Origin of the sequence: Amycolatopsis melonis (assembly GCF_040064235.1) — a bacterium.
Classification (GTDB): domain Bacteria; phylum Actinomycetota; class Actinomycetes; order Mycobacteriales; family Pseudonocardiaceae; genus Amycolatopsis; species Amycolatopsis melonis.
Genome location: NZ_JBDZYD010000020.1, coordinates 1 through 24,366 on the forward strand (window position 1 = coordinate 1; position 24,366 = coordinate 24,366).

Here is a 24,366-nt window from a genome sequence, read left to right on the forward strand (position 1 = left end):
ATCGCGTGCAGCTTGTTCAGCGCGTACTGGACACCCTGCACGTACGCCCCGCTCGACTGCGCCTCCGCGCACTTGGCCAGCGAGGTGTTGGTGATCAGGTTCGGCAGCGAGTCCGGCTCGATCACCGTCACGATCCGCAGCGGCTTGTACTTCGGGTCGGCCAGGATCGCCGCGATCGGGTCGATGTACTCGGCCTTGTAGCGGGCCAGCCCGTTCTGCGCGATCAGCAGCTCACCGTTGGACGCCAGCGCCGAGCAGTCCCGGTTCGGCAGGTCGTAGATCACGATCTGGATCGTCACCGGGGTGCTGCCGGACTGCTGTGCCAACGCCGCGTCCAGATGCCCACGCAGACCCCGCGAGCTCGACGTGCCCGCGATCGCCGCGATCCGGTCCAGCCACACCGCCGTGGAAGTGTTGGCCACCTTGGCCATCTGGGCACCCAGCGTCCCGCCCTTGGCCGCGGCCGCCGCGGTCACCTCGGCCGACCAGTCCGGGTTCACGTACCCCTTCGCCCCGGCGTACGGATTGTCCACATGGGCTTCCACCTCGGTCGCCGGCGAGGGCGCGACCTGGTCACTCGCCGCATCCGCCGCGCCGCCGGCCACGATCAGCGCCCCGGTGATGGCCGCTGCCGCCACGACGGCGACCAAGCCGAGCGGCCTTTTCCTTTTCTGGAACCAAAGTTCGCTCGTCATCGAGTGGACTCCTCTGCTTCTGGGTTGGTTGCCGTCATAGGTCCGGTTACTTGGGCGGGATCAGGTAGGGCTGCAAGATGCTCTGCTTGGCCTGGTTGACCGTGGTCCAGTCGTCGTCGAGGATCCCGCCGGTGTCCCCGGAGTCGGGGTTCCACGACCAGTAGGTGAAGTTGATCCCCGAGGTGCCGGTGCCGGCGTACTTCATCAGCTCCTGCAACCACGTCCTGTCGCGCGGATCCGACAGCGTGCTGCCGAACTCGCCGATCAGCACCGGCGCGATGTTGCCCTTGTGCAGATAGCCGAAGAAGTGATCCCAGAGAGCCGGCATGTTCCCCGGGAAGGCCGGGTCGCCGAACCACGGCTGAGGGAACACCGAGGTCGCGTACTCGTGCGTCGAATACACCAGTTTGTCCTGTTTGGACAGCCTGACCGGGTTGTCCTTCACGCCGGAGAGGTTGCCGCCCCACCAGCCGCATTGCGGATCGCCGGTGCCGCTGACGCAGTCGACACCTTCGACGATGATCAGCCAGTCCGGGTTCGCTGCGAGGATCGCGTTGCCGGCCCGTTCGGCCGCCAGCCGCCAGTCGGCGGCGGTGTCGCCGCAGCCCCAGCACGCACCGCCGCCGCCCTGGATCGCGTGCGGTTCGTTGTGCAGGTCGGCACCGACCACAGTGGAGTTGCCCGCGTACCGCTTGGCGAGCATGGTCCAGTCGGAGATCCACCGGCTCTCCGGATAGGCGCTGGTGTACCAGAGCGCGGACTGGGCACCGGAGTCCGGGCGATGCTGGTCGAGGAAGACCTTCATGCCCTTCGTGCCGGCATAGCCGATGATCTTGTCGAGAACCTCGAGCCCGCTGAGCCCCTCGAGGTCGGGGTTCTTGGCGTAGTCGATGCTGTTCGGCGTGGAGCCCGGGTCGAACAGCTGGTTCGAGTACGGCAGTCTCAGCGTGTTGTAGCCGAGGCCCGCCATCTGGTCGAGCATGTCCTGGTAGTTCCGGGTCCACAGGCCGTGCGGGGTGTAGTTGGCGGTCTCCGCGCCGAACCAGTTGACGCCGGTCATCCGGACCGGCGCGCCGGTGGCGTCGACCAGCTGAGATCCGACGGCGTGCCAGTAGCCGGTCCCTGCTTCGGCGACCTTCGGCGTGGCGGTCGTGCTGCTGGCCGCAAGAGCCGGGGCCGCCACGGAGGCGACGATCCCGGCCAGTGCGACGGCCGTCCATGCGAGCATGCGGATTGGCTTCATCGAATTACCTTTCAGCCGGACAGGTCCGCACGACCGGTGAACGTCGTGGCGGCCTCGGCCCGGACAGAACTGATGACATGAACGCCGGTGCCACGCACCGTCCGGACAGGACTGGGCTGGACACACGGTGAAGCAGGTCTTCACCAGGGATCTGGGAGCGCTTCCAGACCGAAGGGAACCATAATGGGACTTCGCTGTAAAGCCCGAGGCGCGCGGGGCACGCATAACTGGATACGTTTTCCCTGCACGCAAGGCTTTTTCGACATTTCGACGACCGGCTTACCGCGAAGGATCGACCGTTGATTTCGTATCCCCGGAGCTACCGCGGCGGTCACTGTGCGCATTTTTCGACATTTTCACTTACGGCAACCGGCTGCCGCCGTCGGCCACCGAAAGGGTGTCGGTACTCGGCCGGACGGGGTACGCTGGCGGACCAGAAAAGCAGGTCCGATCCAATCCCCCCGAAACGCCAGGAGGTGTCCGCATGGCCGTTTCCCCACAGCAAGAGAGCCAGGAGGTGCTGGTCGAGGACCTGTGGCTGCGCACCATGGGTGAGGATTACGTGCCGGACAGTGTCATCAGGCATCGGCTGCGCTCCGGGCGCCGGGCCGGAGGGAACCGGCTGCGGCTGAGTCTCGGCCTGGCCGCCGTGGTCGCGGCGAGTGGCCTGATCGCGTTCGCCGCGACCCCGGCGCCGCAGCCGTCGCGGCCGGCTTCTCCGTCACCTCCCTCCCTGCTGCCGGAGTTCCCGGAGCGGCCGCCGAGGGGCTATCCCGGCAGCGTGCCTGTTCCGGAATCGAAGCCGGCCACGACGACCACGCCAGCCCCGCCACCGGGGATTCCTTCCGTCCCGGCCGCTCCGGCTCCGGCCTCCGGCCCCCGCCGGGCTGCTTCGCCCCCGCCCGCCTCGGCGGTCCCGGCGGTCCCGCGTGCCCCGGCTTCCCTTCCCGCCGTTGCCTGCACCGTCCGCTACGTGATCAGAGACTCGTGGCCCGACGGGTTCACCGCTTCGGTGTTCATCACGAATACGGGTCGTTCCGCGTTCTCGCCGTGGACGTTGACGTGGACGTTCACCGCGGGCCAGCAGATCACGCACGGCTGGAACGGCGAATACGCACAAAGCGGCAGCCGCGTGACCGTCCGCGCGGCAACGTACAACGCGACGATTGCGCCGTCCGGCACGGTCGAGTTCGGATTCAATGGCTCGCACACATCCGCGAACCCCCGGCCTGCCGACTTCGCCGTGAACGAAACACGCTGCGAACTCGCCAATTAGCGGCCGCGGCCGCAAAGATGAATTCGTCGAATTCGCAAGCAGGCATACGCAGGACGGACGGGACGATGCACGCCAATTACGAGACCACTCTTTTCCTGGCGGTTCGGTTGTGGTTTCATCAATTCGGTCAACCTCTGAGAGCGCTCCCAGAGCGCCACTGAACCGAGGCGGTAGCAGCGATGAAGCTGAAGCAAACCTTGTCCGTGATCGCGCTGGCCGCGGCCGCCGTCACCGTACCGGCCGTCGGAGCGGTGACTTCCGCGCACGCCGACACGCTGATCTGCGACCAGTTCGGGTCGGCCACGGCGGGCAAGTACATCGTGATGAACAACCGCTGGGGCACCAGCGCCGAGCAGTGCATCAACGTCACGTCGAACGGGTTCCAGATCAAGAGCCAGCAGGGCGTCGCCCCCACCAACGGAGCGCCGGTCTCGTATCCGGCAATCTACGCGGGCTGCCACTACGGAGCCTGCTCGCCGGGCACGAACCTGCCCAAGCAGCTCAGCTCGATCGGCAGCGCACCGTCGTCGATCTCCTACGGCTACGTCGGCGGGACCTACGACGCCGCCTACGACATCTGGATGGACCCCACCCCGAAGACCACCGGTGTGAACCAGATGGAACTGATGATCTGGTTCAACCACCAGGGCAGTATCCAGCCCATCGGCAGCCCGGTCGGGAACGCGACCATCGCCGGACAGACCTGGCAGGTGTGGCAGGGCAGCAACGGCCAGAACGACGTGGTCTCCTACGTATCTCCGTACGCGCTGCCGAGCTTGTCGTTCAACGTCATGGATTTCGTCAACGACGTCGATGCCAGGACCCGGGTCGACGCCTCCTGGTACCTGACCAGCATCCAGGCCGGATTCGAGCCGTGGAACGGCGGCGCCGGCCTCGCCGTCAACTCCTTCTCCGCCGACGTCGGCTGACCGCGGGCGTGATCCCGCCGAACCCGGTCAGGGCGTGACGTCGAGGCGGTCGATCAGCATGTTGTCGCCGCTGCGCTTGACGGCCCGGATGTTGTGGTAACCCGCCTGCAGGCCACACGCCTTGAACACGATTTGCTGCACGCGCCTGGTGTCGCTGGTGGTGTCGACGGTGCGCTGGAACTGCCCGTCCAGGTAGACGTCCATTCGTCCCTCGTCGCGGAAGGTCTCGGTGAAAAGGGAGATGCCGGTTCCGGTGAACGAGTAACTGACCGAGTCACCGTTCGAATTCGTGTAATGCACGTCGTCGTGGAAGTCGCCGTACCCGCGATTGCGGTTGGGGCGCCACGAGCCACTGTAGGTGATGCCGGCCGCATCGTCGTTGAGCGTCGACGTGCCCGCGGCCGGGCAGTTCGGAGCGGCTTGAACGGGCGGCTTCTGCGGCGGCTTCTGCGCGACACTCGACCGGGTCGCGGTGGCCGACATCGTGAACGCGGGAGCCGCCACGGGGACACTCGCCGGAAGGCTGCTCGCGCTCGACGTCGGCGTCGGCGTCGGCGGCAGCGCGGTGGCAGGCTCGAGCGAGACCGGCGACAACGCGACCGGACGCGGCTGAGAGGTGCTCGACACCGTCGTCAGCAGTATGCCGCTGCCCACCACGACGAGTCCCGCCAGCACGGCAGCCACCCAGCGGATTCGCGCACCTGCCCGCTGCTGCGAATAAGCTGCCTGCCGCGCCAGGCGCTCGAGACGCAGTCGATGCTCAGCCCGGGCGTAAACCGATTTCACGACCACTCAGCCCTCGGCCGCACAGCTCGTCGTCGCCCGGCGTGGGCCATACCGGAACCTCCATGTCCCGACAAAAGGATCGAGCACCCCCGCTCGTGCTGTGGATCCTAGAAATTCGATCGACGGCTTGTAAACCCCGGCAAAGAAAATCTTTCGTTATGCTTTCGTGACAACCGAAGCGTCGATTCGGCCGTATCGAGCCGCGTTTCACCCGGAACCCGTACAGCCCACGCGCGTAGTCGGCCATGGACTCCGGGATCGCCACCACGGCGTGCGCCTTCACCGCAACGTCGGCGCAGGAGGACGGCGGAAAGACACCGACCCGGTGTCCCCGCTCCCGCGCATGCTGCGGTGGCGATCTCCCCCGGCTCGACCAGGACGACGCGCGCGCGGGGCGCGTAGTGCGAGGGATGCTGGCCGGGCACCCGGATGCGGCTGCTCGCCGAGCCGGTCGCGACCGGGTGCCCGAGCACCGCTTCCAGCTCCTCCGGCGTCACCCCGCCCGGGCCGCAGAACGCTGGGGATCTCGCCGGTCGCGCCGACGATGGCGGCACCCGGCGACCGCGCCGCAGGACCAGCGTGAGCGGTCCGGGCCAGAAGTGCTTGGCCGGCACGAGCGCCGTCTCGGGCACGCCGGCGACCCAGCCGCCCCACTGCCCGGCGGCGGCAAGGTGGACGATCAGGCGCCCAGCCCGTACACCGTTTCGGCCGGGACAGCGACCAATCCCCCCGCACGAAGGACACCAACCGCCTTGCCGATGTCGCTGATACCCACCCTCATCCTCGCAAATCTCCGACCGATCCGGCATTCTCGGGCCGGCGTAGCACCCGGCAGGCCGGCAGATGCGTACGTGGCCGACCATGCAAGAGCGATTTCTTGGCAATGTCGGCCCGCCCGCGGCCCGCAGACTCAAGGCCGGTTTTCCGCGACACCTCCCCACCTCCCCACCCGGACAAGCTGGCCACGAGTTCTCCTTCGGCCGACACCTGCTCACGATCGCTGGATTACCACTGCTCAGAAGGACCACTGCTGATGGTCGCCGCCGGTGCAGGTCGCCAGGATCACCCGGGTGCCGTTGGCGGAGGTCTTGAGCGAGATGTTGTCACCGGTGTGCGCCACCAGGTAGCTGCCGTCGGGGCGCCTGACCACGCTCGGATCGTGCACACCGACGTCACCGGTCACCTGGCCGGGATAGGGATAGGCCAACTGTTTGCAAGCCGCCCGTCAGGAGGGGATGAGCTGCCACTGTTCCTGGGGAGCGTTCTGGTAGTCCCACTGGTCGAGAACCGTGCCGTCCGCCGCGGAGGCGCCGGGAACGTTGAGCGCCCGCCGGCTCAGCCGGTTGGTCAGGATGTGGTAGCCGCCCCCGACCGGGGTGACCGCCCAGTGCTGCTGGTAGACGTTCGCGTCACGCCAGATGCCCATCTTCCCGCCGTTGTCCCGCGAGAGTCCGCCGACCTCCAGCAGCTTGCCGCTGTTCTGGTCACGGATCTTGAAGTAGCCGTCCCCGGTGGAGACGAACGTCCACTTCTGACACGCGTTGCCGTTCCAGGACCACTGCTGCACCGGAGTGCCGTCTGCGGTGCCGGCGCCCGAGACGTCGACCACCTTGCCGCTGTGCCTCGCCTGCAGGCGGTAGACCGTGTTCGCGGCCGGAAACCGGGACACCAGCTGTGGCCGCGCTAACCTCCCTCCGATGTGGACACCGTTGATGTTGGCGTACCCGCCCGTGGCTGCCGTGACCTGGATCCGCACGAAGCCGACGTTCCGGCCGGCCCACTCGACGACCTTGGGCTGCGGACCTGCCGCCCAGTTCACGCTCGCCACCTCGGTGAAGTCCACCCCGTTGGTGCTGACGGAGATCCGGGCGGCGGTGATGTCGCCGTTGGTGTTGGCGCCGTCCCGGTTCCACTGCTTGGGCAGATACTCCAAAGTGGACACATTGCTCCACACACCGCCGAGGTCGATGGTGATCGTCTGCGGCAACGTGCGGCCACCGCCCCAGGTGGACCAGCAGGTCTCGAACCGGACGTCACTGCGGCCGTCGATCGCGTTGCAGGCGAACTCGCCGTCGTTGAACGACGACGCGTAGGCGGCCACCGCGTTCACCGGCCATTCCACGCGCAGGGGTTGCGCGGGCAGCGGCGGGCGTGAGCGGTTCGGGCTCCAGGCGGCCCCAACCTCTGCCAGCCGGTTGACGATGTTGGTGTCGAGCCTGCCGTCGCGGTTGGGCGGGCAGTTCAGCAGATACGACGTGTACTTGGGTTCGAGGTCCCGCAGGTCTGCCAGGATGGCATCGCGGCTGCGCGGGGCGGTCGTGGGGGTACTGGGATGCCAGAACCAGCCGTTGCTGATCGTCTCGCCCTGGATACCGGCGTAGGTGTTGCCCGCGGGAGATCGGACACCCAGCGGAGCTTCGAAGAAGATCGCGTCGCTGAGCCAGGGGTGCGACAACCCGCCGATGTCGACCATCACGCAGTCCGGCTGCAGCGACTTGACCAGTTCGCGAACGGCCTGGTAGGAGACCTGCTGCTGACCCATCTGCCAGGACCAGCCGTCGGTCATCAGCAGGTCGATGGTGCCGTAGTTGCTCAGCAGTTCGCGGATCTGGCCGAGCACCACGGTCATGTCGCCCGGCTCGATCGACTGCGCGCGGTCGTCGACGTGACCGCCGTAGGCCTGAATCGTGTGCGTGCGGTCCCAGATCGAGTAGTACAACCCCACTCTCAGCCCCTGGGCACGGAAGGCGTCGACGTACTGGCGCACCACGTCCTGCCGGTAACCCGAGTACGCCACATTTTGCCGGTCGAACGCCGTGGGCCACAAGGCGAAACCGTCGTGGTGCTTGGTGGTCAGCACTCCATAGCTCATCTTCGCCGCGGCCGCCGCGGCCGCCCACTGACGGCAGTCCACTGAGGACGGCGCGAAGAGCGAGGGGCTCTGGCCACCCGCCGCCCATTCCTCGTCGGTGAAGGTGCCCAGGTTGAAGTGGTTGAACATGCCGAACCGCAGGTCGACCAGCTTCGCCAGGTTCGTCTGCGTGTCCGCCGCGAAGGCGCGCGGCGAGTACCCCGCGAGGCCGGGCACCGTCGCCGCCACCGCCGTCACACCCGCAGCCGCCAGAAAGCCACGGCGGGACATTCCCGATGCCACCATTGACACTCCCGATAACCAAGCCGCACGGCGAAATAGGTCGGATGACCAGCCCGTCCTGACTCCCGTCGTCCCAGCACACTGCCGAGCGCCGGACGCGGTAGCCGTCACACGTCGGATGTTAGCGATCACATGTCAGCGTCACAAGCGTGGAACGGGAAGTTCAGCACGAGTTCGAAATGACCACGTTGTCAATTCTCTTTCAAACGAGTCACGTGACCGCGGCGGCGCGGTGCGCCGTCATGTCCCGAACAGGCCAACCCGGTGTCCCGGACCGGATAGACGGTCCCGTCCCCGGCGAGGTTCTCTGTTGCTCCCGATTCGACGCGAGGAGCCCACGATGCCCGAAGAGGCCACCACGGAGTTCTGGCAGGATCTGAAGCCGATCCGGAACTCGGTCAAACCCGATGCGCTGCCCGAGGTCTACCTCGAGAACGTGGCCACCGACGACGACCGGTACTACGTGCCGTTCACCGAAACCGTCGGTTCCCGGCCACTGTGGATCAACATCAAGGACAACTCCTGGTCGGACGTCCTGCGCGCCACCCGGGCCGGCTTGGTCAACCGGCACTACCACCCGCACGAAGTGTTCGCCTACACCATCTCCGGGAAGTGGGGCTACCTCGAACGGCCGTGGACGGCCTCGGCAGGCGACTTCGTCTACGAGGCACCCGGGGAGGGACACACCCTGGTCGCCTACGACGGCCCGGAACCGATGAAGGCGCTGTTCATCGTGAAGGGACCGCTGATCTGGCTGGACGAAGACGGCAACACCACCGGCTACTTCGACGTGCACGACTACGTCGAGATGTGCCGCAGGCACTACGACGAGGTCGGCATCGGCGCCGGCTACGTGGACTCGCTGCTCCGCTGAGCGGCTCCGCACCTGTTCCCGGGGGCCTTCCAGCGAATCGAGGTATGCATGTCTTCCGACGTCGGATCGGGCGCCGCGGCCGCCCGGCGCTACGAGAACCTGTTGCTGCTGATCCTGTTCCTGTCGTTCGGGTTCGTCTTCTTCGACCGGCAGGCGCTGTCCTTTCTGGCGCCGTTCCTGGTCAAGGAGTTCGGGCTGTCGAACACCGAACTCGGGACCCTGTCCGGGGTGCTGGCGCTGACCTGGGCGCTGTCCGGGATGTTCTTCGGGCGGCTGTCCGACCGGCTGGGCAGCCGCAAGCCGATCCTGATCGCGGCGGTTCTGCTCTTCTCCGTCATCTCCTCGCTGTCGGGGTTGATGACCGGTTTCGCCGGCCTGCTGCTCACCCGGGCGTTGATGGGTGTCGCGGAGGGCGCGGTGCTGCCGGTCGCGCAGTCACTGATGGCCGAGGCGTCCCAGGAGCACCGGCGCGGGCTGAACATGGGACTGGTGCAGGGTTCGTCGGCCGGCCTGCTCGGCGGCATCATCTCGCCGCTGGTGGTGGTGTGGCTGGCCGAGCACTTCGGCTGGCGTACCGCGTTCCTCGTCACCATCGTTCCGGGCGTGCTGCTGGCGGTGTGGATCCGGCGATCGGTGCGCGAGGTGCCGCCCGGCGGTCCCGCCCTGACGGCACCGGTCGCCGACCGGCCGCCGGCAGCGGAAGCCCCGGCGTTCTGGTCGGTGCTCAGGTACCGGAACGTCGTGCTCTGCGCGCTGATCGCGTGCTTCTACCTGACGTGGTTCATCGTGATCATCACCTTCACCCCGGTCTTCCTCACCAGTGTCAAGGGCTTCTCCCCCGGCACCATGAGCGCGGTGATGACCTGCTTCGGCGTGGCCTGGGTGCTGTGGGGATTTCTCACCCCGGCGATCTCGGACCGGGTCGGCAGGCGGCGCACCATGGCCGTGTTCACGCTGATCGCCGCGGTCTGCCCGGTGGCCGTGGTGTACGTGCCCGACCCGCTGGTGCTCGGCGTGGTCGTGGTGCTCAGCTTCACCGGGCTCGGCTGCTTCACGCTGTTCATGGCCACCATCCCGGCCGAGACCGTGCCGCGCGGTGTGCTCGCCACCGCGCTCGGGCTGGTGATGGGCGTCGGCGAACTGGCAGGCGGATTCCTCGCCCCGGTGGTCGCGGGCTGGGCCTCGGACGTCTGGGGGCTGCGGACGGCGATGTTCATCGCCGCCGGTGGCGCACTCGTGGTCGCCGCGCTGTCGCTCGGCCTGCGCGAGACCGCGCCCGCGGTGCTGCGCCGCCGGGCCGCGGCGAAGGCGGCGGTGGCCCGATGAGGATGACGGCGGCAGTGTGGCACGGGCCGAAGGACGTCCGGATCACCGAACTGGACGTGCGCCCACCAGGGCCCGGCGAAGTCACGATCGCGGTGGCCTACTGCGGGATCTGCGGCAGTGACCTGCACGAATACGTCGACGGGCCGCACGCCGTCCCGGTCGGCACCCCGCACCCGGCCTCCGGGGTCACCGCGCCGCTGGTGCTCGGCCACGAGTTCTGCGGGACGATCAGCGCGGTGGGTCCCGACGTATCCGGTCTGGCGATCGGCGACCGGATCGCCGTCGAACCTCACTACCGGTGCGGGACCTGCCCGCGGTGCGCGGCCGGGGAGTACAACATCTGCCGCCACTTCGGGTTCGCCGGGCTGACCGGGCACGGCGGGCTGGCCGAGTACTGCACGCTGCCCGCCTACATGGCGCACCGGCTGCCGCCCGAGGTCTCCCTGGAACAGGCCGCGCTCTTCGAGCCGGCCGCCGTGGCCCTGCACGCGTTGCGCCGCTCCGGCGCCGGGCCCGCGGACACCGTCGCGGTCATCGGGCTCGGCCCGATCGGCCTGCTCACCGTGCTGCTGGCCGGCCGGCTGGGGATCAGGCGGATCATCGCCGCCGAGGTGGTGGCGGAGCGGCTGCGGCTGGCGGGCCGGCTCGGCGCCACCGACCTGGTGGACGCCGGATCCGGCGAGGACGCGGCCGAACGCGTCCGCGCACTGACCGGCGGGCAGGGCGCCGACGTGGCCGTCGAAGCGGTCGGCGCGGCGCACACGCTCCGGACCTGCCTCGCCGCCACCCGGCGTGGCGGCCGGGTCGTCCTGGTCGGGCTGACCGGCGACATCACCCTGAGTGCCTTCGAGCTGGTGAACAACGAGCAGTCGATCATCACCAGCGTGGGGTACCGGAACTGCCATCCCGAGCTGATCCGGCTGGTCGCCGAGGACGGGCTCGACCTCACTCCGATCGCCACCGGCACGATCCCCCTCGACCAGGTGGTGCCCCGCGGCTTCGAGGCTCTGCTCGGCGGCACCAGCCAGATCAAGGTGCTCGTCCGGCCGAATCCGGGACCGCGATGAAGGGAGAGCGCTGCCGGGAGCGATGACTCGTGCGGCCACCTGGCTTAAGCTACCGACGCCGCTCAGCACCACGACCGGCCAGGAGGCAACGATGCCCGCGCCCAGCAGTCCCGTCGCCGTGGTCTCCAGCGCGTCCACCGAGTCCGTGCCTCCCGACGAGCGGATCGAGTTCTGGGAGGACCACAACCGGCGCGAACTGGTCGGCCTGACCTGTTCTTCGTACGCCGAGCAGGGGTTGGTGGCCAAAGAGACCAACCTTGCCGCCGGTGCGCTGCACGTCGCGGAGATCCTGGGCAACGCGCACGCCGTCGAACGGTCCCGGAAGACCTGCCGCACGCTGCCGAAGGACTCGGTGTTCGCCAGCCTGGTCCTCGGCGGCACCGCGGTGTTCTTCTCCGGCGACGGCGTGTTCCCGGTCGAGGCCGGAAGCCTGGTGCTGTACGAGACCGAGCGGCCGTACCTGTTCGCGTTCTCCGCACCGATGCGCCAGATCCTGGTGGACATCCCGCGCACGGTCTTCACCGAACGCTGCCGGCCGGGCGGTGTGCCCGAGCCCACGGTGCTCGGCACGCGTTCGAGGGCCGAGACGATGGCCGTCTCGGCCCTGCACTCGGTGGCCGACGCGCTGGTGACCCAGCGGTCGCTGCCGGGCGGCGACGACCCGGAGACAACGCTGCTGGAGCTCATCCGGGCACTCGGCGCGCGCCGGTTCGAGGGAGATCGCGGCCACCTCGCCGCGATCCGGCAGTACATCGACCGCCACCTGACCGATCCCGCGCTGAGCGCGCAGCACGTGGCCGCCGCGGCCGGGATCTCGGCCCGCCACCTGAGCCGGCTCTTCGAAGCCGAGGGCACGAGTCCCGCGCGCTACATCCTGCGACGGCGGCTGGACCACGCGTACGCCCAGCTGACCTCCGGTGGGACCACCGCCACGATCGCCGATATCGCCTACGGCTGCGGCTTCTCCGGCCAGTCCCACTTCACCAGGGTGTTCCGCGAGCATTTCGGCCGGACCCCGGGCGAAGTGCGCCTGGCTGAGCGGAAACGGAGTCAGTAGGCACGATCAGAGCGCCAGACAGGGCCTCTTCGGGTCGAATGTCCACTCCGGACGCAGATACTGCATTGCGGCGGAGTCGTCACGGGCGCCGAGGCCGTGCTCGAGATACAGCTCGTGCGCTTCCTCGACCTGGTCCATGTCCAGCTCGACACCGAGCCCCGGACGGCGGGGCACCGCGATTTCGCCGCCCTCGATGCGCAGCGGGTCCGTGGTCAGGCGCTGGCCGTCCTGCCAGATCCAGTGCGTGTCGATCGCCGTGATCTCGCCCGGGGCGGCTGCCGCGACGTGGGTGAACATCGCCAGGGACACGTCGAAGTGGTTGTTCGAGTGCGAGCCCCAGGTCAGGCCGAAGTCGTGGCAGAGCTGGGCGACGCGGACCGAGCCCGCCATCGTCCAGAAGTGCGGATCGGCGAGCGGGATGTCGACGGCGTCGGCGCGGATCGCGTGCGCCAGCTGGCGCCAGTCGGTGGCGATCATGTTCGTCGCGGTGCGCAGACCGGTCCGGCGGCGGAACTCGGCCATCGTCTCACGGCCGGAGTATCCCTGTTCGGCGCCGCACGGGTCCTCGGCGTACGACAGCACGTCCCGCAGCGCCCGGCCGGTGCGGACGGCGTCTTCCAGGAGCCAGCACCCGTTGGGATCCAGGGTGATGCGCGCTTCCGGGAAGCGGGCGGCGAGTGCGTGGATCGCCTCGGCTTCCTCTTCCGCAGGGAAGACGCCGCCCTTGAGCTTGAAGTCGCGGAACCCGTAGCGAGCTTGCGCAGCTTCGGCAAGCGCGACAACGGCCTCGGGTGTCAGCGCCTCCTGGTCACGCAGACGCAGCCACGCGTCGCCCGAGTGGCCGCGCCGGTACGGCAGATCCGTCTTCGCGCTGTCTCCGACGTAGAACAGATACCCCAGCACCGGGACGGCGTCGCGCCGCCGGCCGTCCCCGAGCAGGTCGCAGACGGGTACTTCGAGGTGCCGACCCAGCAGGTCCAGCAGCGCGGACTCCAGCGCGGTGACGGCGTGGACCGTGACGCGCAGGCGATGCGCGCGACGGTCTCGGCGTCGTAGGCGGCGTTGACGCGGCTGTAGACGACGACGCCGAGGCCGGTGGCCGCGCAGACGGCTTCGACGTGGGCGGCGAGGCCGTCCTGCGGTGCTTCGGTCAGGTAGGGCGGGAACAACAGGATGCCGTCGGCCCCGGCGCGTTCGGCCGCTTCCGCGAACTCGATCGCCATCGCCGTGCCGTACCCGGCGGGAGCGATGATCGGGGTGCCGGCGGGCGCGCTGCCGACGGCGGCACGCACCACCCGGTCCACTTCGGACGGTGTGAGGGAGAAGAACTCCCCGGTGCCGCCGGCGGCGAAGAGCCCGGCGACGTCGTACTTGCCGAGCCGGGTGACGTGCCGGCGGTAGGCGTCTTCGTCGAAGCGGTGCTCGGCGTCGAAGTGCGTGACGGGGAAGGAAAGCAGGCCGGAGCCCAGGCGGGCGGCAAGGGTCATGACGGCTCCTGAACCGGGGTACGGGTGGCGGCGGGTGCCGTGACCACGCGGTCGCGGCGGATGAACAGCACGAGCACGGCGGCGAGCAGGCAGGCGGCGGCGAGGCCGTACAGACCCCAGGTGACCTGCCCGGTCGCCTGCTTGATCAGGCCGAAACCGTAGGGGGCGACGAACCCGCCGAGATTGCCCAGCGAGTTGACGACCGCGACGACGGCGGCGAGCGCGACGGGGTGGACGCTGCCCTGCGGGATCGTCCAGAACAGCGGGCTGGCGCTCTTGAAGCCCATCGCGGCGACGCACAGCAGGACGAGGGCGAAGATCGGCGACGCGATCGCCGCCAGGAAGGTCGCCACACCGGCGACGACCAGCGACGCGATCAGCAGCGGCTTGCTCCGCCCCGACCGGTCCGAGGCCCGCCCGGTGAAGTACATCGCGACGACTGCGCAGATCCAGGGCAGCGACGAGAGCAGCCCCACGGTGATGTCTCCGGTGCCGTTGATGCGGCGCACGATGGCCGGCAGCCAGAACGTGTTGGCGTAGATGGACAGCTGGATCGCGAAGTAGATCAAGCAGAACAGCAGCACCTGCGGCTGCGCGAGGATCCGCCAGCGCGACACGGAATCCGACGTCGTGCGGCGGGCGGCGTCTTCGAACTCGATCGCGGCGGTCAGCGCGTCCTTCTCGGGGGCGGTGAGCCAGCGGGCGTCGGCGACGCGGCTGTCGAGCCGGGTGTAGGCGAACAGGCCGACAACGATCGAAAGCACGCCCTCGACGAGGAACAGCCACTTCCAGCCGGTGAGCCCGAGGAACCCGTGCATCGACAGCAAGGGACCGGACAGCGGACCGGAGATCGCGGCGGCCACCGACGAGCCCGCGACGAACAAGGCCGTGGCGCGGCCGCGGTGCGACGAGGGCAGCCAGCGGGAGAAGTAGTAGATGATCGCCGGGAAGAAGCCCGCTTCGGCGGCGCCCAGAAGGAACCGCAGGACGTAGAAGGACGTCGGACCCTGCACGAACATCATGGCCGCCGAGACGACACCCCAGGACACCATGATCCGGGTCAGCCAGATCTTGGGGCCGTAGCGTTCCATCAGCATGTTGCTGGGCAGCTCGAAGACCGCGTAGGCGATGAAGAACAGGCCGGCGCCGAGGCCATAGGCGGCCGCGCCGATGCCGACGTCGGCCTCCAGGTGCACCTGGGCGTACCCGATGTTGGCGCGGTTGAGCTGGTTGCAGATCAGCATCACGACGAACAGCGGGACGACGCGGCGGAACACCTTGCCGACCGCGAGGTTCAGGGGGTCGTTCTGCACTGAAGTCATCGGAGACCTCCGGGGACCGCGGGCTTCGTCGCCCGGCTTGCCCAGTGACGTTAAGAGGTCACGTGATGCAGTTCCAACACCGATATGGCATGCCTTGATACCTTCACCGCATGGAGTTCTCGTTCGCGCAGCTGGAAGGCTTCGTCGCGGTCGCCGAGGAGCAGCACTTCGGCCGGGCAGCTGCACGGCTGTCGATGACGCAGCCGCCGCTGAGCCGGCTGGTCCAGAAGCTGGAGCACTCGGTGGGGGCGAAGCTGTTCGACCGCGGTACCCGCGGCGCCCGGCTGACGCGCGCGGGAGAGGCGTTCCTCGTCGACGCCCGCCGGCTCCTCGCGCTGGCGAACCGGGCACCGGACCGGGCCCGCCGGGTCGCGGCCGGAGCGGCCGGGTATCTCCGCATCGGGTTCACCGGCGCGTCGGTGTTCGGGGTGCTGGACGCGGCGCTCACCGCGATCGGCGACACCCTCCCGGACGTCCACGTCGAACTGTCGGAGATGGTGACCAACGACCAGGTGGCAGCGCTGAACCGGGACGAGATCGACCTCGGCCTGGCCCGCCCGCCGTTCGACACGGACGCCTTCGCCTCACGGCTGATCCACCGGGAACCGCTCGTGCTGTGCGTCCCCGGCGGACATCGGCTGGCGGACCTCGGGCGGCCGGTCACCGCGGCCGACCTCGCCAACGAACCGCTGATCATGTACGCACCGGACAACGCCCGCTACTTCTACGACCTGGTCATCCGGCTCCTGCCGATCGCGCACCGCAACGTCGTGCACTCGGTGAGCCAGATCCACACGATGATCTGGCTGGTGGCCGCCCGCAGGGGCGTGGCGTTCGTCCCGGCGTCGGCGACCCGGATGACCATCGACGGCGTCGCCTGGGCCGAGCTGGAAGGCCAGCCGGACGCACCGGTCGAACTGCACCTGCTGTGGTCGCGCACGCACACCAACCCGGCACTGGTGCCGGCACTGCAAGCCCTCGAAATCATTCGCGCGTAGTGCCGCCGATCGTTCGGAGAAACCGACCTGGGCCGCAACCGCCGTCTCCGCTGCTCGGCGTCGCGTGAATCAGTGCTCGGCGCCTGCGCACCAGACGCGGCTATCGCGCCCGAGGCGATCCAGAGGCCGCGGTGGACGCGCTGACCCGAGCGCTGCAGCTATTCACCGACATCGAAAGCCTCCCAGGGGCTGTATCGAAGTGGGGAATGGCCTGGACACCGAGGCCGAATGCGGGAAGGGGCGCGGGGGTGGCCTGCCGCGGCGAACCGCCGGGGGGCGGAGCCAGGTGAACCGAAAGGCGCTTTCGTCGCAGCTGGTGCCGCGAACGGACCTTTCGTCTCACCTGATGCGAGGAAAGTCCCTTTCAGCCCACATCTTGTCCTCGAACGCCGCAACAACATCAGCTGACGGCCAGGTGGGCAGAATGAGCACCTCATTCGATTACCGCGCCAGTACCGGACGCCTCCGCTTGGCGTGCTGAGAACGACGTCCGCCATGACAGGATGACAAGTCCGGCGCGTTACGCGACCGGAGACGGCGTCGGTGGACATCGGGCGGGCAGGCCGGCCTGTGTGTCCCGCCCGATGTCCGGGTGGCGGGTCACCAGTTCGTGTCGCGCATGGCGGTCCTCGATTCTCGTGCCGGGGCGGGTGTGTGCTGCGGGGTCAGCGGGTGGTCCAGTTGGTGTCGCGCATCGGGGTCACCTCCCTTCGCGGTCTGGTGGGAGTGTGCCGGTTAGGCCGATCAGGTGTTGTCCGGGTCGTCTGCCTATGGTCGCCTCCCGGCTCTGGCCGGACCGGCCACGAACCGGTTACGGTGTTCGTCCGGTCACTGCATGTGCTGGCGAGGTGGGGATGCGGTTCGGGCGACGACGGTCGGGGTGGGCGCTGCGCGCGATGCCGGCGCCGGTGCAGGCCTATGTCGTCGCCGTGGTGTCGCTGGCCCTGGTGGCCGGCACGGCGACCGCGTTCACGGTCGCGGTGGACGGCGCCGATGTGCTGCGCTGGGGTGTGCTGGCGGCCGCGGCGGCGGTGCACATCGAGCTGACCCGGCACGTGGAGCGGCAGCGGGAGTACCTGCGCGTCGCCGGGGCTCCCTACATCGACCTGAAGAGCGTGTGGTCGTTCGCGGCACTGATCGTGCTGCCGCCGGCGCTCGCCTCGGCGATGGTCGTGTGGACGTACGCGTTCGCGTGGTGGCGGATCTGGCCGTCCGGACGTCCGGTGCCGCTGTACCGGTGGACGTTCTCCGCAGCGACCGTGCTGATCGCCACCCAGGCCGTGGTGGCGGTGCTGGCCGTGGGCCTGCACCACTACCCGGGTCCGCCTGCCGCCGCGCCGGGCCCCGGTCTGGTGGACATGGCCGTGCTGGCCGGGGCGGGACTGCTGCGGTGGTTCGTCAACACCGCGCTCGTCTACGTCGCGCTGGTGCTGTCCACCCCGGACGTCACCGCCAGGACGTTGTTCTCCAACGCCGGGGAGTACGTCCTGGAAGCCGGGGCGCTCGCCCTCGGCGCGCTCGCGGCGTCCCTGGTGGCCACCGCGCCGGTGCTGCTGGCCGCGGTGGTGATCGTGCTGGTGGCCCTGCACCGCGGGCTGCTGCTGGGCCAGTTCCAGCTGCAGTCGAGGCTGGACGCCAAGACCGCGCTGGCCTCGCCGTCGTGGTGGTCACAGGCCACCGGCAAGCTGCTGGCCACCGCCCGGGCCCATGCCACCGGACTCGGCATCCTGATGCTGGACATCGACCGGTTCAAAGCGATCAACGACACCCACGGCCACCCGGCCGGGGACCACGTCCTGCGCGCGGTCGCCGACGCCATCCGCGGCGAAATCCGCCACGAAGACGTCGCCGGCCGATGGGGCGGGGAAGAGTTCGCGATCACGATCCCCGGGGTCGCCGACGAAGCGACGCTGCTGGCCATCGCCGAACGGATCCGCCGCCGCATCGCCGTCCTCGACCTCACCGAGTTCACCGGCACCGCCCCGCCGCCGCCGGCGGCCGAGGCACGCATCACGGTGTCGATCGGCGCTGCCCGTTATCCCGCCCCCGGCGTGGACACGGTCGACGACCTGGTCCGCGCGGCCGACGCCGCGCTCTACCGCGCCAAGGCCACCGGCCGCGACCGCGTGTGCCTGGCCGACCCCGGACCCCGCTGACCAGGCCAACCGTGACCGGCCCCCGGGAACACGCGGCGAGCTACCGCAGCGTCCTCGCCTCCGAGCAGTTCCGGCGGCTGTGGCTGGCCCACCTGCTCTCGGTCGCTGGGGACCAGCTCGCCCGTGTCGCGCTCACCGTGCTGGTGTTCGACCGGACCCGCTCCGCCGGACTGGCCGCGCTCACCTACGCCCTGACCTACCTGCCCGACCTCCTCGGCGGTGCCGCCCTGGCCCAGCTGGCCGACCGGTTCTCCCGCCGCACCGTCATGGTCGCCGCCGACCTCGTCCGCGCGGTGCTGGTCGCCGCGATGGCACTGCCCGTGCTGCCGCTGACCGTGCGGATCGTGCTGCTGGTCGCGGTACAGCTGGCCGCGGCGCCGTTCCAGGCGGCCCGCTCGGCGATCCTGCCCGACATCCTCCCCGGCGACCGCCTCACCGTCGGCATCGGCATCATGCAGACCACCTACCAGGCCGGGCTCGCTCTCGGTTTCGGCGCCGGCGCCGCCGTCGTGACCGGGCTCGGCCCCTCGGGTGCCCTGCTGGCCGACGCCGCCACCTTCGCCCTCTCCGCGCTGGTGATCCGCACCGGCCTGCCCCCGCACCATCCCCCAGCCACACCGGAACACCCGCCGCCGCGGCAACACCGCCGGCACACCCTCGCCGGCTGGCGGATAGTCCTGGGCGACCCGCAGCTGCGCGCGCTGCTGGCCATCGCGTGCTGCTCCGGGTTCTACGTCGTGCCCGAAGGCCTCGCTGTCCCCTACGCCGCCCAGCTCGGCGGCGGCACCCCCGCGGCCGGGTGGCTGCTGGCCGCCAACCCCGTCGGCACCGTGGCCGGGCTGCTCCTGCTGCGCCGCGTGCCGCCCGGGCTGCGGCTGCACTGGCTCGGCGCGCTGGCCGTCGCGACCAGCGCCGTCCTGCTGCCCACCGGCTGGGCACCGGCCCTGCCCGTCAGCGTCGCATTGTGGACGCTCAGCGGAGCCCTCTCGGCCCACGACATGATCACCAACGCCGCCTACGTCACCCACGCCCCCGCCCACCTCCGCGGCCAGGCCATCGGCATCGCGATCGCCTCCCTGCGCACCGCCCAAGGACTGGCCGTCATCACCGCAGGGCTCCTCGCCCAGGCCTTCGCCCCGTCCACGGTCATCACCGCCGCAGCCGCCACCGGAGTCTGCGCGGCCGGCGCCGCCGCCCTCGCATGGACACGCGCACAGGCCAAGCCCACGCCCACAGGGAAGTAGTGGCGCTTGCTGCGCGCCGGGCAGCAGGGTCTCGAGTCGGCGGGCGTCGCCGCGGATGATGTGGCCGTCGTGGCGGCCGAGGTCGGTCGCCTCGACCAGGGTGGTGCCGATTCCGCACATTGGGTCGATGGGAGCGACGCACGGCATCAGTCGCCGAAGGCCGCCCGGTGGGCTGCCATGCAGGTGGGCGGGAGATCGTCCGGGACGGCGATGCTGCCGATGATCGGCGTGTGTGGTGCGAGTGGAATCGCGCGTACCCGGGTGGAGCGGATCTCGGCCGCCTGGTCGGTGGGCAGCGCCGTCCAGGTGCGCGGGTCGGAGCCGACCTCGATGATCGTGTCCTGGATGGTTCCCGTCCGGTGGTCCGGCCGTACCTGAACCCCAGCCTCCCGCAGCGCCGTGAGCACAGCCTGGTCGTGGTCCTGGGAAGTCCGGAACGGGTCGGCGGCCAGCTCGGCCACGCCGACGATCTCGCCACCGGCGGCGGGATGCCGCGTGGACACCACCGCGAACAGAGACTCGGTCCATGCCGGCAGGACCCGCACCCCAGGCGCCGAACGCACTCCGCGCGTCAGTGCCAGGTCGATCTCCCCCTGCCGCAGGGCGTTCAGGCGCGCGGGCAGCGGCAGGTCGACGAGCGCCACGTCGAACGCCGGCGCGCGCTCGCGCAACGCGTCGATCCCCCGTTCCAAGCGGGCAGTGAACTGGCCGGCACCCATCCCGATGCGCATGACACCGGCCTGCTCACGCGCCACGACCCGGACCCGGTCGGCGGCCGCGAGCGCCTCTCGCGCCGCGTCGAGCAGCCGGTGCCCGGCCGCCGTCAGCCGGACTCGCTGCGGTGAGCGGTCGAACAGCCGGACGCCCAGCTCGCGCTCCAGCCGCGCGATCTGCCTGCTGACCGCGGGCTGGGCGATGTGCAGCCGGTCGGCGGCCCGGCCGAAGTGCAGCTCGTCGGCGACTGTGACGAAGTACCGCAACGCCCGTAGTTCCACCGGCCCTCCCCTGCGACGATGCCGTCAGGTTATCGCCGCGCGTCGGCACTGGGCCTGGTTCGCCGGGGGCCGTCGTGCTGGAGTCGAAGCATGAGCTTCGATCTTGGCCTGCTCGGCGCCCATCTACGCGAGCACGAAGTAACCCCGGAAGCTGCGTCGGAACTCGAGCGAGCCGGCTACGGCACGCTCTGGCTGGACGCCTCGCCACCGGCCGACCTCGCCCTCGCGGAGCAGCTGCTCGACGCGACCACCCGGCTGACCGTCGGAACGAGCGTGGTGAACGTCTGGACCGCCGACGCGGAAACCGTCGCCGCCTCCTACCACCGGATCGAAGCCAGGCACCCCGGCCGGTTTCTGCTCGGCGTCGGCGTCGGGCACCGCGAAGTCCACACCGGATACGCCTCGCCGTACGCCACGCTGGTGTCCTATTTGGACCAGCTCGCCCGTGCGGGCGTTCCGGCCGCCCGCACGGTGGTGGCCGCGCTCGGGCCGAAGATGCTGCGCCTGGCCCGTGACCGCACCGCCGGGGCCGTTCCGTGCATGGTGCCTCCGGAGCACACCCGGCGGGCGCGCTCGATCCTCGGCGTGGGCAAACTGCTGCTGCCTGGGCATTTCGCCCTCGCCGAGCCCGACACCGGGCTGGCCCGTGCGATCGCCCGGTCCGCACCGCCCGGAACCGCGCTGGGCATCACCAACTACGCGGCCAACCTCCAGCGGCTCGGATTCACCGAAGACGACCTTGCCAACGCCGGAAGCGACCGCCTCATCGACGCGCTCGTGGCTCACGGCGACCCGGCGAGCGTCGCGACGCGGCTGCTGGCCCACCGGGACGCCGGCGCGGACCACGTCGGCGTCTACCCGCTCGGCGACGACCCGGTCGCGACGCTCCGCACGGTCGCTGAAGCGGTGTATGCCGCCGAGGCCAGGTGATGTGCCGGCCCGGTGGAGACGGTACGGTCGCTTCCCGCCGCGCGCATCGCGAAGGCGGCCGGAGTCAGACCGGTGCGGCTGTGGAAGAAGCGGCCGAAATTCGCGGGGTCGGTGAAGCCGAGATGGACAGCCACCGCCCGGGCGTCCCACCCGGCGTCGGCCAGCAGGCGCCGGGCTTCGAGCAGCCGCCGCTCGTCGATCAGCTCGCGCACTCCCCTGCCGGTGGCGTCCTGGGCGGCGCGGGTGAGCGTGCGGACCGAGCAGCCGAGCAGCTCGGCGTAGTCCGCTGCCCGGTGCAATTCGCGAAAGTGCAGCTCCAGGGTGTCCAGGAACCGTCCATACGTGTCACGACGGCCCGCCGTGCCGGTGGCGACGCCTGGCGAATTGGCGAGGCGCAGCAGCAGGACTTCGACGAGACTGCGCCGCAGGGCGTGGTGGATGCCGAGGGGGCGGCGCCCGAGTGCACGGTGTTCGTCCAGGAGCTGGAACGCCGTCTGCTGCAGCCAGGGGACGTCATCGGGGTGCGGGGTCAGCACCGCCGGCGCCTCGTGGGCGAGGAGCGGGGCCAGGAGGCGTGCGGTGCCTGCCGTCAGCACATCCGGCTCGAACAGGATGAACGGGCCCCGTGCGGTGCCGGGCGGATGCCAGCACTGCGTGTGCCCGGGACGCACCCACAGCCACTGGCCGGGCGCGACGATTCGCGTTACGTGGTCGACGTCGTGCCGCAACTCCCCCTCGGTGACCAGGATCAGGTAGTGGAAGGTGGCGCGGCCCGGCCGGGGCGGGTTCCACGGCCAGTCGTCGTGTTCAGCGAAGAAGTCCTCGATGGTGTTCACCTCGAGGCCGTAGGGCGTGCCGACCGGGGGCTGGAAATCGTACAGCGGAACCGCACCCGGCTCGGTTTGTCGCCTGTCGACCATCACGTGTCCGCAGTTTACGGCCTTTTGATCGACTTCGCCGGAAAGATGGGACGGGCGCCGTGCCCATCGGCGCCGCAGCCCGTCACCCGAGGAAGGCGACCGCTCGTGAACGACTCACCTCTGCAGAAGATCGCCGCCGGCTGTGCGAAGGACCTTCCCGGAGCCCGGCTCGACCATCCCTTCGGCCCCGACTGGGACGTCTTCAAGGTCCGCGGCAGGGTCTTCATGCTGATGACCGAAGTGCCGGGACGTCCGGTCGTGATCCTCAAAGCGGACCCCGGCGACGCTCGCGCCCTGCGGGAGCAGCACCGGCACATCACTCCCGGGTACCACATGAACAAGAAGCACTGGATCACCCTGGAGGACGGCGACGGAGTCGACAAAACGCTGGTCGAGGAACTCGTCAGCGACTCCTACCTTCTGGTGGTCGCTCGCCTGCCCAAGGCCGAGCAGCCTGTCGACCCGCACGCCTACGGCACCCAGGCGGCCCGATGAGCCCGGCATCACCCGGCCCCTGGTCACCGAGAACTCCTACAATCCGGTTGTCGAACGGCGCCACGACGCGTTCGCACTGAGCGCCGCCGATCCGGGAGAATGATGGAACACGCGACTCTGCCGCTCTTCGACGAGGAGCCCGCGCGGCCGCTTGCCGACCGCCTGCGTCCCGCCCGGCTGGAGGACGTCGTCGGGCAGGATCACCTGCTGGCGCCGGATGCTCCGCTCGGCCGGATGGTTGCCCAGCGGCGGCTCGGCTCCGCCATTCTCTGGGGGCCGCCCGGGGTCGGGAAGACGACCATTGCCCGGCTTCTCGCGGATGGCAGCGACCTGGCCTTCGAACCGGTGTCGGCCACCTTTTCCGGGGTGGCCGAGCTGCGGAAGGTCTTTGCCGCCGCGGGGAAACGGCGGGGCGTCGGCCAGGGGACGCTGCTGTTCGTCGACGAGATCCACCGCTTCAACCGTGCGCAGCAGGACAGCTTCCTGCCCTACGTCGAGGACGGCACGATCGTCCTCATCGGCGCCACCACCGAGAACCCCAGCTTCGAACTCAACGGCGCCCTCCTCTCCCGCACCCAGGTCCTTGTCCTCAAACGCCTCGACGAAGCCGCACTGTCCACTTTGCTCGACCGCGCCGAACAGCTGACCGGACGGCGGCTGCCCCTGGACGACGACGCCCGCCGCGCCCTGATCGCGATGGCCGACGGTGACGGCCGCTACCTGCTCAACATGGCCGAACAGCTGCAGGCCCTCCCGGACACCCAGCCGGTCCTGGACACCGCCGGGCTCGCCCACCACATCCAGCAGCGCGCCCCGCTGTACGACAAGGCGCAGGAAAGCCACTACAACCTGATCTCCGCGCTGCACAAGTCGATGCGCGGCTCCGACCCGGACGCCGCCCTGTACTGGCTCGCGCGCATGCTCGACGGCGGCGAGGACCCGCTGTACGTGGCCCGCCGGCTGGTCCGCTTCGCCACCGAAGACGTCGGCATGGCCGATCCCCACGCCGTGCAGCAGGCACTTGCGGCGTGGGACGTGTACGAACGGCTCGGCTCCCCGGAGGGCGAGCTGGCGATCGCGCAGGCCGTCGTCTACCTCGCCACCGCGCCCAAATCCATCGCCGTCTACCGCGGCTTCAACGCGGCGCACAGCGCGGCCCGGCGCACCGGCTCGCTCATGCCACCGGCCCACATCCTCAACGCCCCGACCCGGCTGATGAAGGACCTCGGTTACGGCAAGGACTACCAGTACGACCCCGACACCGCCGGCGGCTTCTCCGGCGCGGACTACTTTCCCGGCGACATGGAGCGCGAGACGTACTACCAGCCGACCCGGAACGGCTACGAAGCGCAGATCACCGAACGCCTGCGCCGCTGGGCAGCCCTGCGTGCCCGGCAGCAGGACGGCTGACC

The 24,366-nt window shown here is 69.8% G+C and carries 22 protein-coding genes and 1 pseudogene; 12 read left to right on the top strand and 11 right to left on the bottom strand.

Going from position 1 to position 24,366, the window contains the following annotated elements:
• A partial coding sequence (locus ABJI51_RS40315; protein ID WP_348956446.1) for a glycoside hydrolase family 6 protein occupies positions 1-695 on the bottom strand: 695 nt, incomplete at its 3' end.
• Between the two features lie 46 nt (positions 696-741).
• Positions 742-1,938, bottom strand: a complete 1,197-nt coding sequence (locus tag ABJI51_RS40320; protein WP_348956447.1) for a glycoside hydrolase family 5 protein — start codon at positions 1,936-1,938, stop codon at positions 742-744.
• 484 nt (positions 1,939-2,422) lie between these two features.
• On the opposite strand from ABJI51_RS40320, the gene ABJI51_RS40325 reads away from it, so the two are divergent.
• Both ABJI51_RS40325 and ABJI51_RS40330 read left to right on the top strand, forming a co-directional pair.
• On the top strand, positions 2,423-3,214 hold the full coding sequence (locus ABJI51_RS40325; protein ID WP_348956448.1) for a cellulose binding domain-containing protein: 792 nt from the start codon (positions 2,423-2,425) through the stop codon (positions 3,212-3,214).
• Between the two features lie 179 nt (positions 3,215-3,393).
• Positions 3,394-4,143: a GH12 family glycosyl hydrolase domain-containing protein gene (locus tag ABJI51_RS40330; protein WP_348956449.1), complete on the top strand. Its 750-nt coding sequence runs from the start codon at positions 3,394-3,396 to the stop codon at positions 4,141-4,143.
• A gap of 27 nt (positions 4,144-4,170) precedes the next feature.
• Here ABJI51_RS40330 and ABJI51_RS40335 read toward each other — a convergent pair whose 3' ends face one another.
• From ABJI51_RS40335 to ABJI51_RS40350, 4 genes are all read right to left on the bottom strand, one after another.
• Positions 4,171-4,929, bottom strand: coding sequence for a hypothetical protein (locus tag ABJI51_RS40335; RefSeq protein ID WP_348956450.1), 759 nt, complete (start codon positions 4,927-4,929; stop codon positions 4,171-4,173).
• 107 nt (positions 4,930-5,036) lie between these two features.
• A complete protein-coding gene (locus ABJI51_RS40340) occupies positions 5,037-5,792 on the bottom strand; it encodes a Sua5 family C-terminal domain-containing protein (RefSeq protein WP_348956451.1) in 756 nt (251 codons plus the stop codon).
• 152 nt (positions 5,793-5,944) lie between these two features.
• Positions 5,945-6,079, bottom strand: a complete 135-nt coding sequence (locus tag ABJI51_RS40345) for an RICIN domain-containing protein (protein WP_348956452.1) — start codon at positions 6,077-6,079, stop codon at positions 5,945-5,947.
• Between the two features lie 75 nt (positions 6,080-6,154).
• On the bottom strand, positions 6,155-8,038 hold the full coding sequence (locus tag ABJI51_RS40350) for an alpha-L-fucosidase (RefSeq protein ID WP_348956453.1): 1,884 nt from the start codon (positions 8,036-8,038) through the stop codon (positions 6,155-6,157).
• Between the two features lie 385 nt (positions 8,039-8,423).
• Between ABJI51_RS40350 and ABJI51_RS40355 the strand changes: the two genes are divergently transcribed.
• The 4 genes from ABJI51_RS40355 to ABJI51_RS40370 all read left to right on the top strand — a co-directional run bounded on the left by ABJI51_RS40355 (position 8,424) and on the right by ABJI51_RS40370 (position 12,407).
• Positions 8,424-8,957 carry a 2,4'-dihydroxyacetophenone dioxygenase family protein gene (locus ABJI51_RS40355; protein ID WP_348956454.1) on the top strand — a complete coding sequence of 178 codons (534 nt, stop codon included), beginning with the start codon at positions 8,424-8,426 and terminating at the stop codon, positions 8,955-8,957.
• Positions 8,958-9,005: 48 nt separating this feature from the next.
• Positions 9,006-10,283: an MFS transporter gene (locus ABJI51_RS40360; protein ID WP_348956455.1), complete on the top strand. Its 1,278-nt coding sequence runs from the start codon at positions 9,006-9,008 to the stop codon at positions 10,281-10,283.
• The gene (locus tag ABJI51_RS40365; protein ID WP_348956456.1) at positions 10,280-11,350 is read left to right on the top strand and encodes a 2,3-butanediol dehydrogenase; all 1,071 of its coding nucleotides are present in this window, start codon (positions 10,280-10,282) and stop codon (positions 11,348-11,350) included. The genes ABJI51_RS40360 and ABJI51_RS40365 overlap by 4 nt, the downstream gene beginning before the upstream one ends.
• 91 nt (positions 11,351-11,441) lie before the next feature.
• Positions 11,442-12,407 carry a helix-turn-helix domain-containing protein gene (locus tag ABJI51_RS40370; RefSeq protein ID WP_348956457.1) on the top strand — a complete coding sequence of 322 codons (966 nt, stop codon included), beginning with the start codon at positions 11,442-11,444 and terminating at the stop codon, positions 12,405-12,407.
• A gap of 6 nt (positions 12,408-12,413) precedes the next feature.
• Here the strand turns inward: ABJI51_RS40370 and ABJI51_RS40375 are convergent, their stop codons facing one another.
• The 3 genes and pseudogenes from ABJI51_RS40375 to ABJI51_RS40385 form a co-directional block, all read right to left on the bottom strand.
• Positions 12,414-13,310, bottom strand: a complete 897-nt coding sequence (locus ABJI51_RS40375; protein ID WP_348956458.1) for an enolase C-terminal domain-like protein — start codon at positions 13,308-13,310, stop codon at positions 12,414-12,416.
• Positions 13,311-13,432: 122 nt separating this feature from the next.
• A pseudogene (locus ABJI51_RS40380) lies at positions 13,433-13,894 on the bottom strand (dihydrodipicolinate synthase family protein); the annotation flags it as partial.
• Positions 13,891-15,216 carry an MFS transporter gene (locus ABJI51_RS40385; RefSeq protein ID WP_348956459.1) on the bottom strand — a complete coding sequence of 442 codons (1,326 nt, stop codon included), beginning with the start codon at positions 15,214-15,216 and terminating at the stop codon, positions 13,891-13,893. The gene ABJI51_RS40385 and the pseudogene ABJI51_RS40380, both read right to left, overlap by 4 nt.
• 110 nt (positions 15,217-15,326) lie before the next feature.
• On the opposite strand from ABJI51_RS40385, the gene ABJI51_RS40390 reads away from it, so the two are divergent.
• From ABJI51_RS40390 to ABJI51_RS40400, 3 genes are all read left to right on the top strand, one after another.
• Positions 15,327-16,214 carry a LysR family transcriptional regulator gene (locus tag ABJI51_RS40390; protein WP_348956460.1) on the top strand — a complete coding sequence of 296 codons (888 nt, stop codon included), beginning with the start codon at positions 15,327-15,329 and terminating at the stop codon, positions 16,212-16,214.
• Between the two features lie 854 nt (positions 16,215-17,068).
• Positions 17,069-18,370, top strand: a complete 1,302-nt coding sequence (locus ABJI51_RS40395; RefSeq protein WP_348956616.1) for a GGDEF domain-containing protein — start codon at positions 17,069-17,071, stop codon at positions 18,368-18,370.
• 11 nt (positions 18,371-18,381) lie between these two features.
• Positions 18,382-19,614 carry an MFS transporter gene (locus tag ABJI51_RS40400; protein WP_348956462.1) on the top strand — a complete coding sequence of 411 codons (1,233 nt, stop codon included), beginning with the start codon at positions 18,382-18,384 and terminating at the stop codon, positions 19,612-19,614.
• Between the two features lie 146 nt (positions 19,615-19,760).
• Here ABJI51_RS40400 and ABJI51_RS40405 read toward each other — a convergent pair whose 3' ends face one another.
• On the bottom strand, positions 19,761-20,609 hold the full coding sequence (locus tag ABJI51_RS40405) for a LysR family transcriptional regulator (RefSeq protein ID WP_348956463.1): 849 nt from the start codon (positions 20,607-20,609) through the stop codon (positions 19,761-19,763).
• Positions 20,610-20,699: 90 nt separating this feature from the next.
• Between ABJI51_RS40405 and ABJI51_RS40410 the strand changes: the two genes are divergently transcribed.
• Entirely contained in the window at positions 20,700-21,539 is an 840-nt protein-coding gene (locus ABJI51_RS40410; protein WP_348956464.1) for a TIGR03620 family F420-dependent LLM class oxidoreductase, read from the top strand.
• On the opposite strand, the gene ABJI51_RS40415 is transcribed toward ABJI51_RS40410, so the two are convergent.
• On the bottom strand, positions 21,464-22,459 hold the full coding sequence (locus ABJI51_RS40415; protein ID WP_348956617.1) for a helix-turn-helix domain-containing protein: 996 nt from the start codon (positions 22,457-22,459) through the stop codon (positions 21,464-21,466). The genes ABJI51_RS40410 and ABJI51_RS40415 overlap by 76 nt on opposite strands.
• Positions 22,460-22,564: 105 nt before the next feature.
• On the opposite strand from ABJI51_RS40415, the gene ABJI51_RS40420 reads away from it, so the two are divergent.
• Entirely contained in the window at positions 22,565-22,954 is a 390-nt protein-coding gene (locus ABJI51_RS40420; protein WP_348956465.1) for an MmcQ/YjbR family DNA-binding protein, read from the top strand.
• A gap of 102 nt (positions 22,955-23,056) precedes the next feature.
• Complete coding sequence (locus tag ABJI51_RS40425; protein ID WP_348956466.1) at positions 23,057-24,364, top strand: replication-associated recombination protein A; 1,308 nt, start codon at positions 23,057-23,059, stop codon at positions 24,362-24,364.
• Positions 24,365-24,366: the final 2 nt, after the last annotated feature.